Source organism: Rahnella bruchi (assembly GCF_003614975.1).
Classification (GTDB): Bacteria; Pseudomonadota; Gammaproteobacteria; order Enterobacterales; family Enterobacteriaceae; genus Rahnella; species Rahnella bruchi.
Genome location: NZ_QZWI01000014.1, coordinates 97401 through 114938, shown reverse-complemented (window position 1 = coordinate 114938; position 17538 = coordinate 97401). Strand labels below are relative to the sequence as shown.

At 52.0% G+C, this 17538-nt stretch carries 12 protein-coding genes; 7 read left to right on the top strand and 5 right to left on the bottom strand.

The window, feature by feature from the left end:
• Positions 1-53: 53 nt before the first annotated feature.
• Positions 54-1967: a DNA repair helicase YoaA gene (yoaA, locus tag D5398_RS20005; protein ID WP_120509194.1), complete on the bottom strand. Its 1914-nt coding sequence runs from the start codon at positions 1965-1967 to the stop codon at positions 54-56.
• A gap of 141 nt (positions 1968-2108) precedes the next feature.
• Between yoaA and D5398_RS20000 the strand changes: the two genes are divergently transcribed.
• On the top strand, positions 2109-2453 hold the full coding sequence (locus tag D5398_RS20000; RefSeq protein ID WP_120509193.1) for a RidA family protein: 345 nt from the start codon (positions 2109-2111) through the stop codon (positions 2451-2453).
• 66 nt (positions 2454-2519) lie between these two features.
• Here D5398_RS20000 and D5398_RS19995 read toward each other — a convergent pair whose 3' ends face one another.
• Both D5398_RS19995 and zwf read right to left on the bottom strand, forming a co-directional pair.
• Entirely contained in the window at positions 2520-3161 is a 642-nt protein-coding gene (locus D5398_RS19995) for a bifunctional 4-hydroxy-2-oxoglutarate aldolase/2-dehydro-3-deoxy-phosphogluconate aldolase (protein ID WP_120509192.1), read from the bottom strand.
• Between the two features lie 198 nt (positions 3162-3359).
• A complete protein-coding gene (gene zwf, locus D5398_RS19990) occupies positions 3360-4835 on the bottom strand; it encodes a glucose-6-phosphate dehydrogenase (RefSeq protein WP_112290019.1) in 1476 nt (491 codons plus the stop codon).
• A gap of 408 nt (positions 4836-5243) precedes the next feature.
• On the opposite strand from zwf, the gene D5398_RS19985 reads away from it, so the two are divergent.
• The 6 genes from D5398_RS19985 to D5398_RS19960 all read left to right on the top strand — a co-directional run bounded on the left by D5398_RS19985 (position 5244) and on the right by D5398_RS19960 (position 15068).
• On the top strand, positions 5244-6113 hold the full coding sequence (locus D5398_RS19985) for a MurR/RpiR family transcriptional regulator (protein WP_120131277.1): 870 nt from the start codon (positions 5244-5246) through the stop codon (positions 6111-6113).
• Positions 6114-6359: 246 nt separating this feature from the next.
• Entirely contained in the window at positions 6360-7802 is a 1443-nt protein-coding gene (gene pyk, locus D5398_RS19980; RefSeq protein ID WP_120509191.1) for a pyruvate kinase, read from the top strand.
• Between the two features lie 630 nt (positions 7803-8432).
• Complete coding sequence (locus tag D5398_RS19975; protein WP_120509218.1) at positions 8433-10001, top strand: pyridoxal phosphate-dependent decarboxylase family protein; 1569 nt, start codon at positions 8433-8435, stop codon at positions 9999-10001.
• Between the two features lie 19 nt (positions 10002-10020).
• Positions 10021-11325, top strand: coding sequence for a lysine N(6)-hydroxylase/L-ornithine N(5)-oxygenase family protein (locus D5398_RS19970; RefSeq protein ID WP_208646029.1), 1305 nt, complete (start codon positions 10021-10023; stop codon positions 11323-11325).
• 14 nt (positions 11326-11339) lie between these two features.
• Positions 11340-13724 carry a GNAT family N-acetyltransferase gene (locus tag D5398_RS19965; RefSeq protein WP_120509189.1) on the top strand — a complete coding sequence of 795 codons (2385 nt, stop codon included), beginning with the start codon at positions 11340-11342 and terminating at the stop codon, positions 13722-13724.
• Positions 13725-13847: 123 nt separating this feature from the next.
• Positions 13848-15068, top strand: a complete 1221-nt coding sequence (locus D5398_RS19960; RefSeq protein WP_120509188.1) for an MFS transporter — start codon at positions 13848-13850, stop codon at positions 15066-15068.
• Positions 15069-15112: 44 nt separating this feature from the next.
• Here D5398_RS19960 and lpxM read toward each other — a convergent pair whose 3' ends face one another.
• Both lpxM and mepM read right to left on the bottom strand, forming a co-directional pair.
• The gene (lpxM, locus tag D5398_RS19955) at positions 15113-16093 is read right to left on the bottom strand and encodes a lauroyl-Kdo(2)-lipid IV(A) myristoyltransferase (protein ID WP_120509187.1); all 981 of its coding nucleotides are present in this window, start codon (positions 16091-16093) and stop codon (positions 15113-15115) included.
• A gap of 93 nt (positions 16094-16186) precedes the next feature.
• Complete coding sequence (mepM, locus tag D5398_RS19950; protein ID WP_120509186.1) at positions 16187-17521, bottom strand: murein DD-endopeptidase MepM; 1335 nt, start codon at positions 17519-17521, stop codon at positions 16187-16189.
• Between the last annotated feature and the right edge of the window lie 17 nt (positions 17522-17538).

Here is a 17538-nt window from a genome sequence, read left to right as displayed (position 1 = left end):
TATGACGGGTATAAGAGCCTTTTTCGGAGCGGCATCTTAGCATAAACAAAGGGCTATTTCTGCTCTTCGACATCCTGTAAAAAGCGGATCGCTTGTGCCAGATCACGCGTGCGCGGTGTCGGCGGCAAACTGTTGAGGAAAACTTCGCCATACGGACGCATTACCAGCCGGTTGTCGCAAATCACCATCACACCACGGTCAGTCGTATCGCGGATTAAACGGCCGACACCCTGTTTCAGCGTAATAACCGCATCCGGTAATTGTACGTCATTGAACGGATCCCCGCCGCGCAGGCGACAATCTTCAATACGGGCTTTAAGCAGCGGATCATCTGGTGATGTGAACGGCAGTTTGTCGATAATGACACAGGACAACGCATCACCCCGCACATCCACGCCCTCCCAGAAGCTGCTGGTCGCCACCAGCAACGCATTACCGGCTTCGACAAACTGCGCCAGAAGCTGGCCTTTGCTGGTTTCACCCTGCAATAAAACCGGCAACGTCAGACTGGCTCTGAATTCTTCGGCCAGTTCGCGCATCATTTTGTGTGACGTACACAGGAAGAAACAGCGGCCTTTGTTGGCTTCAATCAGCGGACGCAACATGCGCGCCAGCTGTTTAGAACTGCCGTGGACATTCGACTCTGGCAGAAAACGCGGCACGCATAGCAGTGCCTGTTTGGCGTAATCGAACGGACTCGGAAGCAGCAATGTTTCGGCCTCATCCAGCCCGAGGCGTTCGGTAAAATGATGCAGCTGATCGTTCACCGAAAGCGTTGCTGAGGTGAAAATCCACGCGCCCGGTTTTTCTTTCATCATCTCGCTGAATTTGTCGGTCACTGACAGCGGCGTCAGTGCCAGCACGAAATGACGCGAGTTACATTCATACCAGTAGCTGTAGCCGGGGATGGATACATCCTTCAGGCGCTTCAGGCGGTTACGGTAAAGCGTGGCGCGTTCGAACGCGGCATCCAGCAGCGCGGAGCGGCCGAGGGAAAGTTTGACCACGTCGTAGCAAAGCTCGAGGGCATCATCGAGCAGCAACAATGCGCGCTGGATCGCAGGCTGATTAAGCACATCGCGCAGATTGCCACGAAAACCCGGCTCACCTAGCGCAAGCCGAAAATCCATCGTGCTCTGACTCAGGCGGTCGGCGCTTTTCTGTAGCTGCACGGAGTCCCGCACTTCGGTGCGGTAAGCAATGGTGATGTCTTTCGCCATGTCGAGCAGCTGACGGCTGGTCACCTGCTGGCCAAAATACTGGCTGGCGATATCGGGGATCTGATGGGCTTCGTCGAAAATCATGACGTCAGCCTCGGGGATAAGTTCGCCGAAACCACTCTCTTTCACGACCATGTCCGCCATAAACAGGTGATGGTTGACCACCACCACGTCGGCGTCCATCGCCTTGCGACGGGCTTTCACAACAAAGCACTCTTTATACAACGGACAGTCACTGCCGAGGCAGTTGTCATTGGTGCTGGTCACCAGCGGCCAGACAAAGCTGTCTTCCGGGACCACGTTGCAGGTGCTGATATCCCCCTCTTCCGTGCTGCTCGACCAGTGTCGCAAATGCGCCAGTTCGCTGAGTGCCTGACTGGCGAGATCGCCGCCGGAGAGCGATTGCTGCTCCAGTCGTTCCAGACATAAATAGTTTGAGCGCCCTTTCAGCAGCGCCAGACGGCCTTTGAAATTCAGCGCGCTGGCCACTTTGGGCAAATCGCGGGAATACAGCTGATCCTGTAAGTTTTTCGAACCGGTGGAGATAATGACTTTTTTGCCGGAGCGCAATGCCGGAGCCAGATACGCATAGGTTTTACCGGTACCTGTACCGGCTTCAACCACCAGCCCTTGCTTACTGCTGATCGCTTTGCTGACAGCCTGCGCCATCAGACGCTGAGGTTCACGGGGTTTAAAACCTTCAATTTTCTGCGCCAGTGCGCCGTCTGTTGCGAAATCGTCTGTCACTCTGTCTCTCTACCTGTACGGATCAGCAGTGATTATGCCAATCCCTTGGCTTCACTGCCACCGTCATCTGCCAATCCAACGTATTCATCCTTTGTGATACCCTTAGCGCCATCATAAGTATGTGAATAACTGGAGCTAAAAATGACCATCGAACGTATCCGCCCTGAGCCACGAATGTCCGACATCGTTATCCATAACGACACCATTTATTACACCGCCGTGCCGGAAAATCTGGATGCTAACGCGAAAGATCAGACGGCAGAAACGCTGGCGATTATCGATGCAGCCCTGACTGAAGCAGGCTCAGACAAAAGCAAAATCATCGATGCCACGCTGTTTCTGGTGAATAAAGAAGACTTCCCGGCCATGAACGAAGCCTGGGATGCATGGGTTTCTCCGGGCAATGCACCGGTGCGTTGTACCGTGCAGGCCAACCTGATGAACCCGAAATACAAAATTGAAATCAAGATTATTGCCGCGCGTTAATCGCTAAGTCCCAGACATAAAAAAACCTCCCGCGGGAGGTTTTCTCATTATCAGTGCAACGCTTTATCAGGCTTTTGCACCGGCTACGGCTTCTTTAGCCAGCTCAGTGATTCGTGCGTAGTCGCCGCTTTCTAATGCATCCGCAGGCACCAGCCAGGAACCCCCGATACACAGCACGCTTTTCAGCGCCAGATAGTCACGGTAGTTAGCCGGTGAAATACCGCCAGTCGGGCAAAAACGCACCTGCGGGAATGGCCCTGCAATCGCCTGCAACGCTTTCACGCCGCCATTGGCCTCTGCCGGGAAGAATTTAAACTCACGCAGACCGGCATCCAGACCCATCATCAGTTCGGAAACGGTACAGATGCCTGGGATCAGTGGAATCGAACCTGCGTTCGCCGCTTTAAGCAGCGCATCGGTCAGACCAGGGCTGATCGCAAACTGAGCACCGGCTGCAGTCACTTCAGCCAGTTGTTCAGGATTAAGCACGGTACCTGCACCAATAATGGCTTCCGGAACCTCTTTGGCAATCGCGCGGATCGCATCCATCGCGCAGGGGGTACGCAAAGTGACTTCCAGCACACGCACGCCGCCGGCAACCAGTGCTTTCGCCAGCGGAACCGCGTGTTCCAGTTTATTGATAACAATCACAGGAACAACTGGCCCTGAGGTCAGGATTTGTTCCGCGCTTGTTTTCCAGTTTTTCATCTTGTTCTCCATTCATGCCCGCAGGCATCGTTGTGATTGATGGCGCGCCCCTGCCACAGGGACCAGCGGAAACCTTATCCGCCGGAAACCGACCACACCCGATTGGACGATACTACCCTCCCCGTCATACTTGAAGCCGCAGCGGCGTTGGCTGCAACTTCAATTATTTTGGGGAGTAATGACTTAATGAATTATTCGTTACTCGAACTCGTTCCAGGAACGGCCATCGCGGGTGATCATCGCCACAGACGCCACCGGCCCCCACGTCCCGGACTGATACGGTTTTGGTGCTTCGCTTTCCGCCGCCCATGCGTTCATGATGGAGTCGACCCATTTCCAGGCTTCTTCCACTTCGTCACGACGTACAAACAGTGCCTGGATCCCGCGCATGGTTTCCAGCAGCAGACGCTCGTAAGCATCAGCAATATGCTGTTCATTGAAGGTTTCAGTGAAGCTCAGATCCAGCTTGGTAGTTTGCAGACGATGCTTGTGTTCCAGACCCGGTACTTTGTTCAGTACTTCGATCTCGATACCTTCGTCCGGTTGCAGACGAATGGTCAGTTTGTTCTGCGGCAACTGCTGGTAAGAATCACGGAACAGGTTCAGTGCCGGGCTTTTGAAATACACCACAACTTCTGAACATTTGGTCGGCAGACGTTTACCGGTACGCAGGTAGAAAGGTACGCCCGCCCACTGCCAGTTATCGATATCCACGCGAATAGACACGAAGGTCTCAGTGCTGCTGGTTTTCTTCGCGCCTTCTTCTTCCAGATAACCAGGAACTTTTTTGCCCTGAACGAAGCCAGCGGTGTATTGACCGCGCACGGTGTTCTCACGCACGTTAGACTGATCGATACGGCGCAGGGAGCGCAGTACTTTCACTTTCTCATCACGGATACGGTCGGTGCTCAGATCAGCCGGCGGAGACATGGCGATCATGGTCAGAATTTGCAGCAAGTGGTTCTGGATCATGTCACGCATCTGACCCGCATCATCGAAGTAACCCCAGCGGCCTTCGATACCCACCTCTTCAGCAACGGTGATCTGCACGTGATCGATAGTGCGGTTATCCCAGTTGCTGGCAAACAAGTTGTTGGCGAAACGCAGAGCCAGCAGGTTCAGGACCGTTTCTTTACCCAGATAATGGTCGATACGGTAAACCTGAGATTCTGCGAAGTATTCGGCGACCTGATCGTTGATAACCTGAGAGGACTCGAGCGAGTGGCCCAGAGGTTTTTCCATCACGACGCGAGCGGGCTCTTTGTTCAGACCTGCTTCACCCAGACCACGGCAAATAGCACCGAAGTGGCTTGGCGCAATGGCAAAATAGTTGATGGTAGCGCGATTTTTCTGGTCGAGCATCTTGCCCAACACTTTGAAATGCTTCAGATCATTGACATCAAGGTTGCAGAAATCAAGACGGGCACTGAGTTTATCCCACAGTTCCGGATCAATTTTTTCCTTCATGAAGGTGGTCAGTGCTTCTTTAACCACTTCGGTATAGGCCGCTTTGTCCCATTCCGCACGTCCGACACCGATGATACGGGTATCCGGGTGAATGTGACCCGCTTTCTCTAACTGATACAGGGAAGGCAACAGCTTACGGCGCGCAAGATCGCCTTTCGCACCGAAAATTACCAGATCACAAGCCTGGGCTGTCTGAGTTACCGCCATGTTCTTCTCCTCAATGCAGGAATACCTGACATATTTCTGGTTGCTCCGCGTGAGCGGCAACTCGAATTATCCCGGGTACATATTGTAATTTTATTTCAGCAACAATGTACTCTGATTGCCTGTGAGCCGTAAACCATGATCTGACAAGGTGATAACTCTGCGGAAAACCTTATTTTTATCATAAGTCTCTCAGGTGCTGTTAAAACCCACAACATCCTGTAATTTTATGACAAAACTGAACAGAATTTACCATACTGAAAGTTAGATCTCGGTCAAACTCTGACAAAAAAAGCCGTAAATTAGCCTGGCTGACGCTGCCAACGGCATTAAGCGCGTAGTATATTTTCATCAAATCAGTCCGATTTCCTCTTTTCAAAGAAATCGTTGAAACCTATGAGTGGCATGCTTATGAATACGTTGGAAAAAATCCAGACTCACCTTGACATTCTGAGCAAGTCAGAACGCAAAGTTGCTGAAGTTATCCTGGCATCGCCGCACGTTGCTATTCACTCCAGTATTGCCACCCTCGCCCGCATGGCCGACGTCAGCGAACCTACTGTAAACCGTTTTTGTCGTCGTCTCGACACAAAAGGGTTTCCAGATTTTAAACTGCATCTGGCACAAAGTCTGGCAAATGGTACACCTTATGTGAACCGTAACGTGGATGAAAGCGACAGCGTCAGCGCTTACACCAGTAAAATTTTCGAATCCGCTATGGCCAGCCTCGACCAGGTGAAGAATACCCTGGATATTGCCGCTATCAATCGCGCCGTCGATTTACTGACTCAGGCCAAGAAAATTTCCTTCTTTGGGCTGGGCGCTTCCGCCGCGGTTGCCCATGATGCCATGAATAAGTTTTTCCGCTTTAACATTCCCGTGGTTTACTTCGACGATATCGTCATGCAGCGTATGAGCTGCATGAATTCCAGCGAAGGCGACGTGGTGGTACTGATTTCACACACCGGACGCACCAAAAATCTGGTCGAACTTGCCCAACTCGCCCGTGAGAACGATGCCACGGTGATCGCGATTACTTCTTTTAATACACCTCTGGCCCATGAAGCGACGCTGGCCTTGTTACTGGATGTTCCGGAAGACACCGACGTTTATATGCCGATGGTTTCGCGGATTGCCCAGCTGACGTTGATTGACGTCCTGGCAACCGGTTTTACTCTTCGCCGTGGTGCAAAATTCAGAGATAACCTGAAGCGGGTCAAAGAAGCGTTGAAAGAATCGCGCTTTGATAAAGGGATGATCGTCCCGAACCTGCTTGAGTGAGCTTGTTCAACAAGCGAATCTATAAGTTATTCATGAAACAAATATGTGCAACGCTATTGATTTAACAGACAGTGATTTAATAGGGAGTCTGAACCAAAATCTTCGCGCAACGTGCGCAGGACAAAAGTCAGACATGAGGCCAGCGGGTCGCACAGGTGAAACCCTTTTGTATTACAATTACACCTCCAGGAAAGTGGATCCGTTGTTTTTTGCATTACCATATTTCATCAGTTAACGGAGTAAGGCATGTCCAGAAGGCTCAGAAGAACGAAGATCGTTACCACCCTCGGTCCGGCAACTGACCGCGACAATAATCTTGAGAAGATCATTGCAGCGGGTGCAAACGTTGTACGTATGAATTTCTCTCACGGAACTCCTGAAGATCACATTCTTCGCGCCAACAAAGTGCGTGAAATCGCCGCCCGTCTTGGCCGCCATGTCGCCATCCTCGGTGATCTGCAAGGCCCTAAAATCCGCGTATCTACCTTTAAGGAAGGTAAAGTCTTCCTCAATATTGGCGACAAATTCCTGCTCGATGCCAACATGAGCAAGGGTGAAGGTGATAAAGAAAAAGTCGGCATCGACTATAAAGGGCTACCTGCTGACGTTGTGCCGGGCGACATTCTGTTGCTCGATGATGGCCGTGTGCAGCTCAAGGTGCTCGAAGTTCAGGGCATGAAAGTATTTACCGAAGTCACCGTGGGCGGCCCGCTTTCTAACAACAAAGGCATCAACAAGCTGGGCGGCGGTCTTTCTGCTGAAGCCCTGACTGAAAAAGATAAAGCAGACATTATTACTGCGGCCAAAATGGACGTAGATTATCTGGCAGTTTCATTCCCACGCACCGGCGAAGACCTTAACTATGCGCGCCGTCTGGCCCGCGATGCAGGCTGTAACGCACAGATCGTTTCTAAAGTTGAACGTGCTGAAGCCGTTGCCACCGACGCAGCAATGGACGACATCATTCTGGCTTCCGACGTGGTGATGGTTGCCCGTGGTGATCTGGGTGTGGAAATTGGTGACCCTGAACTGGTCGGTATCCAGAAGAAACTGATCCGCCGTGCCCGTCAGCTGAACCGTGCGGTCATCACCGCCACTCAGATGATGGAATCGATGATCACCAACCCGATGCCAACCCGTGCCGAAGTGATGGACGTGGCGAACGCCGTACTCGATGGCACCGATGCGGTTATGCTTTCAGCTGAAACTGCTGCGGGTCAGTATCCGTCAGAAACCGTCGCGGCGATGGCACGTGTTTGCCTGGGTGCAGAGAAAATCCCAAGCATTAACGTCTCCAAACATCGTTTGGATGTGGAATTCGATAACATCGAAGAAGCCATTGCGATGTCGGCCATGTATGCGGCAAACCACCTGAAAGGGGTGACGGCGATCATTTCCATGACAGAATCAGGGCGTACCGCTCTGATGTTGTCCCGTATCAGTTCGGGTCTGCCAATCTTTGCCATGTCCCGTCACGAACACACTCTGAACCTGACCGCCATTTACCGTGGCGTCACGCCGGTCTTCTTTGACAGCGTGAACGACGGCGTAGCGGCAGCACAGGACGCGGTTAATCTGCTGCGTGATAAAGGTTATCTGCTGTCAGGTGATCTGGTGATCATCACTCAGGGCGACGTCATGAGCACCATCGGCACCACCAATACCAGCCGTGTGCTGCGTGTTGATTAAGCTGGACCTGTAAATAAATATGAATTAATGGCCGATCATTATGATCGGCCTTTTTATTTCCACTTCTTTATAATTTTAACCTGAAACATTATGGTTATTCCCCCGCCTTAATTTGATCATTATTTTACCATTCGGGTGAAATAATTCCCTGCCCACGTCTGGCAAAGATTTTATAAAAATAAAATAGACCCGTTTTTATTGTGTATTAATATAACTTTTTATACTCATAATGCCGGTAATTCTTACCCTTAAATGAATAACAAATACAGAAAACTCCCATTTGAATAATGTTTTTTGAGAGTAAATCACCTTAAAAATGTGATCCACGTCACATTAAATAAGCTTAGTTGCCACTAATCCGCAAATGTTCAATGCCGTAGTTGAATGATAATGATTTGCATTTATAATGATTCCCAATCGTTAAAACCTTGTATAAGTCCGCACTAAGGAAATCAAACAAGACATCATTCTTATTATTTGATTTAAGAAGACATATAAAACCACACATCTGACAGGCGTGGCCTTTAGCCCTGCCTGCTAATACACACGTTCACTGAAATATCCTGACTTTTACCGGGCGGCCTCCCCTCGCCCGCAGTAAAGAGAAGGGAAAACCAGAAAGGGTCCATGATGAGCCAGATAAATAATTGGGAAATAATGCAGGGAAGCGCTGAAGACCTCACGAACATTCAGGCGAAAATAAGCGGAAATAACGCGTATGTTTTTAATCAGAACAGCACACCGGAATGGCAGGCACAAATTGAGCAAGGGATTGAATTAATTAAATCCCACATTAACCACACGGAAAAACCTTTTTCGGGTGTTTCTCCGGCTGAATTAGCTGAACAATTTCGTCACATTGACCTGACTAAACCTTTAGCCGGAACGCGGCTGGCGCTGGAAGAACTGGATGATTTATATCTGCAACACGCTGTCTATTTCCACCATCCGAAATACCTCGCGCATCTGAACTGTCCTACCGTTGTTCCGTCTCAGCTGGCTGAGCTTTTTATCAGCGCCATTAACTCCTCGGTTGATACCTGGGATCAGAGCGCAGGGGGGACATTAATCGAGCAGAAGGTTATCGACTGGACCCTGGCCCGCATCGGTTTCGGTGCACAATCTGACGGCATTTTCACCAGCGGCGGCACGCAGTCCAACCTGATGGCCATGCTGCTGGCCCGTGACAGTCACTGCAAACGTACCCGTGCGCAACACAGCATCAAATATCAGGGGCTGCCGCCGGAAGCCAACCGCTGGCGAATCTTCAGTTCTCAGGTCAGTCATTTCAGCATTCAGAAATCCGCTGCCCTGCTCGGCCTGGGTTATGACGCCGTAGTACCGGTCGCCTGTGACAGCGCATTCCGTATGGACATCAGCGCCCTGAAAGCCGAAATCGAGCGTTGCCATGCTGAGGGGCTAATCCCAATCGCTGTGGTGGCGACTGCTGGCACCACCGACTTTGGCAGTATCGATCCGCTTAATGAAATCGCAGAAATCTGCCGCAAAGAAAAAATCTGGATGCACGCCGACGCCGCTTACGGCTGCGGACTGCTGGTGTCTGCGCAGCATCGCCAGCGCATTGAAGGCATTCATCTCGCGGATTCCGTCACCGTCGATTATCACAAATCCTTCTTCCAGCCGGTCAGTTGCAGCGCGTTCCTGGTTAACGATCACAGCCATCTGGAGCACGTCACTCACCATGCCGAATATCTGAACCCGCTGAGCGCAAAACTGGAAGGCACGCCGAACCTGGTCAACAAAAGCATCCAGACCACCAAACGTTTTGACGCCCTGAAAATGTGGCTGACGTTGCGCATTATGGGCCAGCAGGCGCTGGGGGAATCCTTTGATGTGCTGCTTGAGCGCGCCACCGAAACCCATCAGATGATGGAACAAAATCCGAATATTGAAGTGTTGCATAAGCCCGAACTGAGCACGCTGGTGTTCCGTTTTGTTCCGCGTATGTCCATGAGCCCCGAGCAAATTGACGCCATTAATGCCGGGATCCGCAAAGCGATTTTCCGCGACGGCAGCGCCGTGATTGCGGGCACCAAAGTGCATCAGCGCCAGTATCTGAAATTCACCTTACTCAACCCGACCACCACCAGAGAAGACGTGGCTGATGTGCTCAGCCTGATCACGCATTACGGCAAAGAACTGACCGCCACTGCGCTGAGCGCCGCGAAAAACCGGTAAATGGAGCCGCACCATGAATATGAATTCAACCGAACAAACCTATGATTTTATCGCCGTGGGCATCGGCCCGTTCAACCTCGGCCTGGCCTGTCTGACTGAACCGGTGAAAGAGCTGAACGGTCTGTTTTTAGACCAGAATGACAGCTTTGACTGGCACACCGGGATGATGCTGGAAAGCGCGCATTTGCAGACGCCGTTTATGGCCGATCTGGTGACACTCGCCGATCCAACCAGCCCTTACAGTTTTCTGAATTACCTGAAGTTGCAGGGGAAACTCTACTCATTCTACATTCGTGAAGATTTCTTCATGATGCGCAAAGAGTTCAATCAGTATTGTCAGTGGGCATGCAGCCAGCTGAGCAACCTGCAATTTTCCACGCGTGTGGATCTGGTGACCTGGGATGCTGCGCAGGAATGTTATCTGGTTCAGGCGCGCTCGACCAAAAGCAACGAGAAACAGCTTTACCGCACAAGACGCCTGGTGCTGGGTACCGGCCCGTCGCCGTGGATGCCCGCCTGTGCGCGTGATGCGGGCAACAACGTGCATCACTCTTCGGCGTATCTTCCAAACAAAGAACAGGTTCAGAATTCAAAATCCGTCACCGTCGTCGGCAGCGGTCAGAGCGCAGCGGAAATTTACTATGACCTGCTCTGCGATATCGACAGGCACGATTACCATCTGACGTGGGTGACGCGCGCACCGCGTTTCTACCCGCTGGAATACAGCAAACTGACACTGGAAATGACGTCGCCGGAATACATCGACTATTTCCATGACTTGCCGATGGCCAAACGTGATCAGCTCAACCGCGATCAGAAGTGTCTGTACAAAGGCATTAACATCAGTCTGATCAACGACATCTACGACCTGATGTATGTCAAACGCCTCGACGGGCCACTGAATGTCGATTTATACACCCACTCAGAACTGACGGCGCTGACCCGCAACCCTAATGGTGAACTGGAGATGAGCCTGATGCACCACGAACAGCAGCAGGAATACCGGCACCGGACGGGATCCGTGATCCTCGCCACCGGCTACGGCTATCAGCCGCCGCAGTTTGTCGAGGGCATTTACAACCGTATTCAGTGGGACGATGCCGGTCGTTACGCCGTCAACCGTAATTACAGTATCGATGCCCATAATCAGATTTTCGTGCAAAACGCCGAGCTGCATACCCACGGTTTTGTCACACCGGATCTCGGAATGGCGTGCTACCGCAACAGCACGATTATCCGCGAGATGCTGGGACGCGAAATTTATCCGGTAGAGAAATCTATCGCCTTCCAGACCTTCTGCGCCCGCAGCCTTGCCGGAAACTAACGGAGAATTTACCGATGTCCGATGCTATTCCAAATTCCGTCTTTTCCTGCCCGCGTGCCGCAGGAAAACTGTCTTTCCGTCCGCTGGCATTAGAAAAAGATGCTGCCACTTTGCATGGCTGGATGACACAGCCTTACGCACATTTCTGGGGAATGCAAAACAGCACGGTCGCAGAGGTTGATGCGTTTTACCGCGACCTGACAGCAAGTAACCCGCGCGCTGCGCTGATGGGTGAAATCAGCGGCCAGCCGCAATTCCTGATCGAGTGCTATCCGGTTCAGGACGACCCGTTGCGTGAACATTACGACGTTCAGCCCGGCGATGTGGGCATGCATATCCTGCTTTCTCCCGCCGACAAACCTGTCACCGGTTTCAGCTGGCAGGTGTTTTCCGCAGTCATGGAATACCTGTTCAGCCAGCCGGACGTCAGACGCGTGGTAGTCGAGCCGGATGTGCGCAACGACAAGATCCACAAGCTCAATAAGCGCGCGGGTTTCCGTTATCAGAAACAAATTCAGCTGACACACAAAACGGCATGGCTGGCATTTTGCCAGCGTGAGGATTTTATTCAGGCCAGCCAGAAGGAAATAAATAATATGACGCCATCTGCTATGCAAACCGGTCAGCATCTGCAACCTGAAGTCTGGGCCAAAGCCAATGCCCTGCTGCTGCGTAAATGTCTGTCGGAGCTGACGCACGAACGCCTGCTCACGCCGCAGGCATTGAAAACCGCCAGCACCTGGACCGATTATCAGCTGGCAGTACCGGCCTCAGAAATTGAATACCGTTTCCGCGCACGCCAGTTGCCCCTGAATGACTGGATGATTGATCTCAACACCATTCAGCGGCTGGATAATCTCAGTCCGCAGCCGCTGGATGCCGTGAAATTCATTATTGAATTCGCTGAGCAAATTGGCATTTCACAAGCCATGCTGCCGACCTATCTGGAAGAAATCAGCAGCACGCTTTACAGCAGCGCCTACAAACTGGTGAACAACCACACCACAGCGAAACAACTGTCTGAAGCCGATTTCCAGACCGTTGAAACCAGCATGACCGAAGGCCATCCGAGTTTTATCGCCAACAATGGACGTATCGGTTTTGATGCCGGTGATTATGTCCGTTACGCGCCGGAAGCGGCGAATCCGTTGCAGCTGGTCTGGGTCGCGGTTCACCACGACAAAGCGCATTTCGCCAGCGTGAAGGGTTTGCCGTATGAAAAACTGATCGCCGAAGAACTCGGCGATGCGCAGATTTGTACCTTTACGCAGAAGCTTGTCGATATTGGTGTCAGTCCGAAAAACTACTATTTCATGCCGGTACATCCGTGGCAGTGGCAAAACAAATTGCTGACCGTTTTTGCCCCGGATATCGCCCGTCAGTTCCTGATTTATCTCGGTGAAGGTGAGGATAATTATCTGGCGCAGCAATCGATCCGTACCTTCTACAACGCCAGCCGTCCGAAAGCGCGCTACGTTAAAACGGCCCTGTCGATTCTGAATATGGGCTTTATGCGAGGACTTTCGCCTTACTACATGGCGACCACGCCGGGCATCAACGAATGGCTAGCCGAACTGGTGGAAAACGATTCTTATCTTCAATCCACCGGTTTTAAAATTTTGCAGGAGGTCGCGTCCCTGGGTTACCACAACCATTACTTTGAGGAGGCGATAAAAGGCGACAGCGCGTACAAGAAAATGTTTGCGGCCCTGTGGCGCGAAAACCCGGTGGCGCAGTTGCAGCCTAATCAGCGACTGATGACCATGGCCGCCCTGCTGCACACCGACAAATATGGCGATGCGCTGATTGTCGAGATGATTAAATCCTCAGGCCTGGCGACCAGTGACTGGCTGAAACGCTATATGCACGCCTACCTCAGCCCGCTGCTGCACTGTTTCTATCAGTACGATCTGGTGTTCATGCCGCATGGCGAAAACCTGATCCTGCGTTTTGAAAATAATATTCCGGTTAACGCTTTCATGAAGGATATCGCGGAAGAAATCGCAGTGATGAACCCGGACGCTGACCTGCCGGAGAAAGCCAAACGCCTGGCGGTGGATGTGCCGGAAGATCTGAAAATTTTGTCGATCTTCACCGACGTCTTCGCTGGCGTGTTCCGCTTTATCGCCCGCATTCTGGAAGAGAACGGCAATTATCCGGCCGGTCAGTTTTGGCAGGTGGTGGCAGACGTGGTGCGCGATTATCAGATTCAGTATCCGGAACTGGCCGGGAAATTTGCACGCTATGACATGTTTGGTGCGCAGTTCACGCACTCATGCCTGAACCGTCTGCAACTGGCGAATAACCAGCAGATGATCAACCTGTCAGATCCGGCACAGAACCTGAAATTCGCCGGTACGCTGGAAAACCCGATTGCGGCGTACGCAAACCGCTACTGAGCAAAACTTTAAAGTGATGAATTTAGTGCGATAAATTTAGTTTGATGAGTTTAGTGAGATCAATAGTTGCGCGGCTTTCACAGGCCGCGCTTTTTCGATTTTAAGTACCGGAGAGTTAATGTTATGTCGTCAGTTACTGAACCCGCCTCACGGATGAATTTCCGCGAGTGGCTGTTCCCGCTGTCGCTGGTGTTATTCGAATTCGCCACCTATGTCGCCCACGATATGATCCAGCCGGGTATGTTGCAGGTAATCAGTGATTTCAACGCCAGCGCTGACTGGGTTTCAACCTCACTGACCGCCTATTTGTGTGGCGGAATATTGCTGCAATGGCTACTTGGCCCGCTTTCCGACCGCCTTGGACGCAGGCCGGTATTACTGGCAGGCGTCGCCTTTTTCACGATCACCTGCCTGCTGACCATTTTCACCCAAAGTATCGAACAGTTTATTCTGATGCGTTTTTTACAAGGGATGAGCCTGTGCTTTATCGGTGCCGTGGGTTATGCCGCGATTCAGGAAGCCTTCAGCGAAACCCTGAGCGTCAAACTGATGGCGCTGATGGCAAACATCACGCTGATCGCCCCGCTGCTCGGGCCTCTGGCGGGCGCGGCGTTCATTCATTACGCGCCCTGGAAAGCCATGTTTGCGCTGTTTTCATTCATCTCCGCTCTGGCGTTCTGGGGTCTGTGGCGCAGTATGCCGGAAACCGCTTCAGGTCGAGATGGCCGCTTTTCGATGCTCAGGCTGCTGGCCGATTACCGTGAAGTATTCACCAATAAAGGCGTGGTCATGGGTTCACTCGCCATCGGGATGATTACCCTGCCACTGCTGGCGTGGGTGGCACAGTCGCCCGTTTTGCTTATTCAGGATGCCGGTATGACGCCATTACAATATGGCGGATTACAGGTGCCGGTATTCACCGGGCTGATTATCGGTAACATCACCCTAAGTAAAATCAGCGGTAAAGTGAATATCCGAACCCCCGTCTGGCTCGGCATTGTGCCAATTGTTCTGGGTCTTTCGGTCAGTGCATACGCGGCACTGTTTATGACGCATGCCTGGTACTGGATAACTGGCGGGCTGAGTCTCTATGCGCTGGGAACTGGACTGGCGAATGCGGGCTTGTATCGTCTGACACTGTTTTCCAGTCCGACAGGAAAAGGCACCGTTGCGGCGGCGCTGGGGCTGATGACCATCGTGGTGTTTGCGGGCGGGATCGAAATCACTAAGCAGCTTTATTTTGCACGGGGTAACGGCATTTTCATGCTCGCAGGTCTTATCGCGGGCGTAGCCGGGACATCTCTGATCGCCGCATTTCTGAGACATTCGCTCAAAAAAACATAAAAAAAAGCTGAGGTGTGAGCCTCAGCTTTTTCAAATCCAGACTGTTATTTTTTCGGATACAGTTCTTTGCGCGAATAGGGCTCAGGTTCACCCGGCTTACGGGTTTTGAGCAGTTTGAGGATCCAGGTGTACTGTTCAGGATTCGGCCCGACCAGAATTTCCACCTCCTCATTCATCCGGCGTGCAATGTAGTTATCATCCGCAGCGGCCAGATCGTCCATCGGCGGTCGGACGTAAATATCCAGACGCTGTTCATGGCCGTTGTATACCGGGAATAACGGGACAATGGAAGCACGGCAGACTTTCATCAGACGGCCCACTGCGGGCAATGTCGCCTTGTAGGTCGCAAAGAAATCCACGAACTCGCTGTGTTCTGCACCGTGATCCTGATCCGGGAGATAATAACCCCAGTACCCCTGACGCACGGAACTAATGAAAGGTTTGATGCCGTCATTACGCGCGTGCATACGGCCACCAAAACGACGGCGCACGGTATTCCACAGATAGTCGGTTAGCGGGTTTTTCTGATTGTGGAACATAGCCGCCATCGGCTGTCCGCCTGCGGCCATCAGCATTGCCGGAATATCCACGGCCCAGCCATGTGGCACCAGAAAAATGACATTCTGGCCTTTCGCCTGCATCTCATCGACAATTTCTTTGCCATGCCAGTGCACGCGTTGCATGATTTTTTTCGGATCACGGATTGCCAGTTCGGCCATCATCACCATCGACTGCGGCGCGGTCGCAAACATTTCATCAATGATGTGTTCGCGCTCGGCTTCCGGTGTTTCCGGCAGACAATACAGCAGATTGATTTGCGCACGGCGGCGCGCACCTTTGGCAAACTTTCCGGCAAGACGGCCAAGGCTGCCTAAAATCGGGTCGCGGACTTTCGCGGGCAGGTACGCCATTCCGGCCATCGCCCCGACGCCCAGCCAGACGCCCCAGTAACGCGGATGGTAGAAGGCTTTCTGAAACTGCGGGATAAATTCTACGGTGGATCGTTTTTCTTTTTCTGGCTGCATGCTCAGGCTCTTATATCAAATTCTGGCTTAATGATAAGTGCCGTGAGTTATTTTGCAATAAATCACGGCGGCTAATCATTAAAACCTAAGCGATCAGTCCAGCTTCAACTGAGGAACAACCTGACGAACGGTGGCCAGATAAGTACTGCGATCTTTACCTGTCAGCCCTTCGGTACGCGGCAATTTAGCGGTCAGCGGATTCACAGCCAGCTGGTTGATCCACATTTCGAAATGCAGATGCGGGCCGGTGGAACGACCGGTATTACCGGAAAGCGCAATACGGTCACCGCGCTTAATTTTCTGACCAGGTTTGACCAGAATTTTGCGCAGATGCATATAACGGGTCATGTACTGACGACCGTGGCGGATAGCCACATAGTTACCCGCCGCCCCGCCGTTCTTGGCAACAACCACTTCGCCGTCGCCGACAGCCAGAACCGGCGTGCCAACAGGCACCGCGAAATCGACGCCACGGTGCGGCGCAATACGCCCGGTAACCGGGTTCAGACGACGCGGATTAAAGTTGGAAGAAACGCGGTATTGTTTTCCGGTCGGGAAACGCAGGAAGCCTTTCGCCAGCCCGCTGCCTGAGCGGTCGTAAAATTTACCGTCCTCAGCGCGAACCGCGTAATAATCTTTACCGCCGGTGCGCATACGCACGGCCTGTAATTCGCTCTGCTCGTTTTTGCCATCCAGCACTTCGTGTGACATCAGAACCGCGAAATCATCGCCTTTCTGTAATTTCCGGAAATCGAGCTGCCATTGCAGCGCTTTGATAACGGCACTCACTTCACCACTGCTCAGCCCTGCGGCACGGGCGCTGGTGACAAAACTTCCGTTCAGCGAACCTTTAATGACCGAGTCTTTCCATTCCCCTTTCAGGGTTTCCAGAGAGGATTTAAAAGTATTGCCGGAACGGTCAAAGGTGTAGGTTTCGCGGCGCGATTTTTCCCAGGTCAGACGCTGTAAATCACCGGCGTCATTGAGTGTCCAGGAAATCTGCTGGCCGACTTTCAGATTGCGTAAATCACGGTTAGCATCTGAAAGGGAAGCAATTTCCGACATATCAATGCCGTACTGATTCAAAATGCTGCTGAGGGTATCGCCAGTAGAAACGACATATTCGTGGACGCCGGCTTCATTGGTCGTCTTGTCATCAAGATCATCCTGTGGAATATCATCGTCAGCAGGAGGTGTTTGATCAATAGGTTCGCTGGCTTCGGGAAGCAAGGATCGCAATTGCTGGTTATCAAGCGTGATATTTTTAACCAGCGGTCGGGTATCAGAGAGGTCATTGTCCGGGTGATAAGCTAACGGTTTCCATACGGCCACAGCCAGTGTGACGACGGTAAGAGACCCCAGCATAATGCGGTGGGGCCGTGGAAGGTTGCTATACGCCAGAGCGATAGATCGGGCTATCAGCTGCACTTAAATTCTGTCCTTTT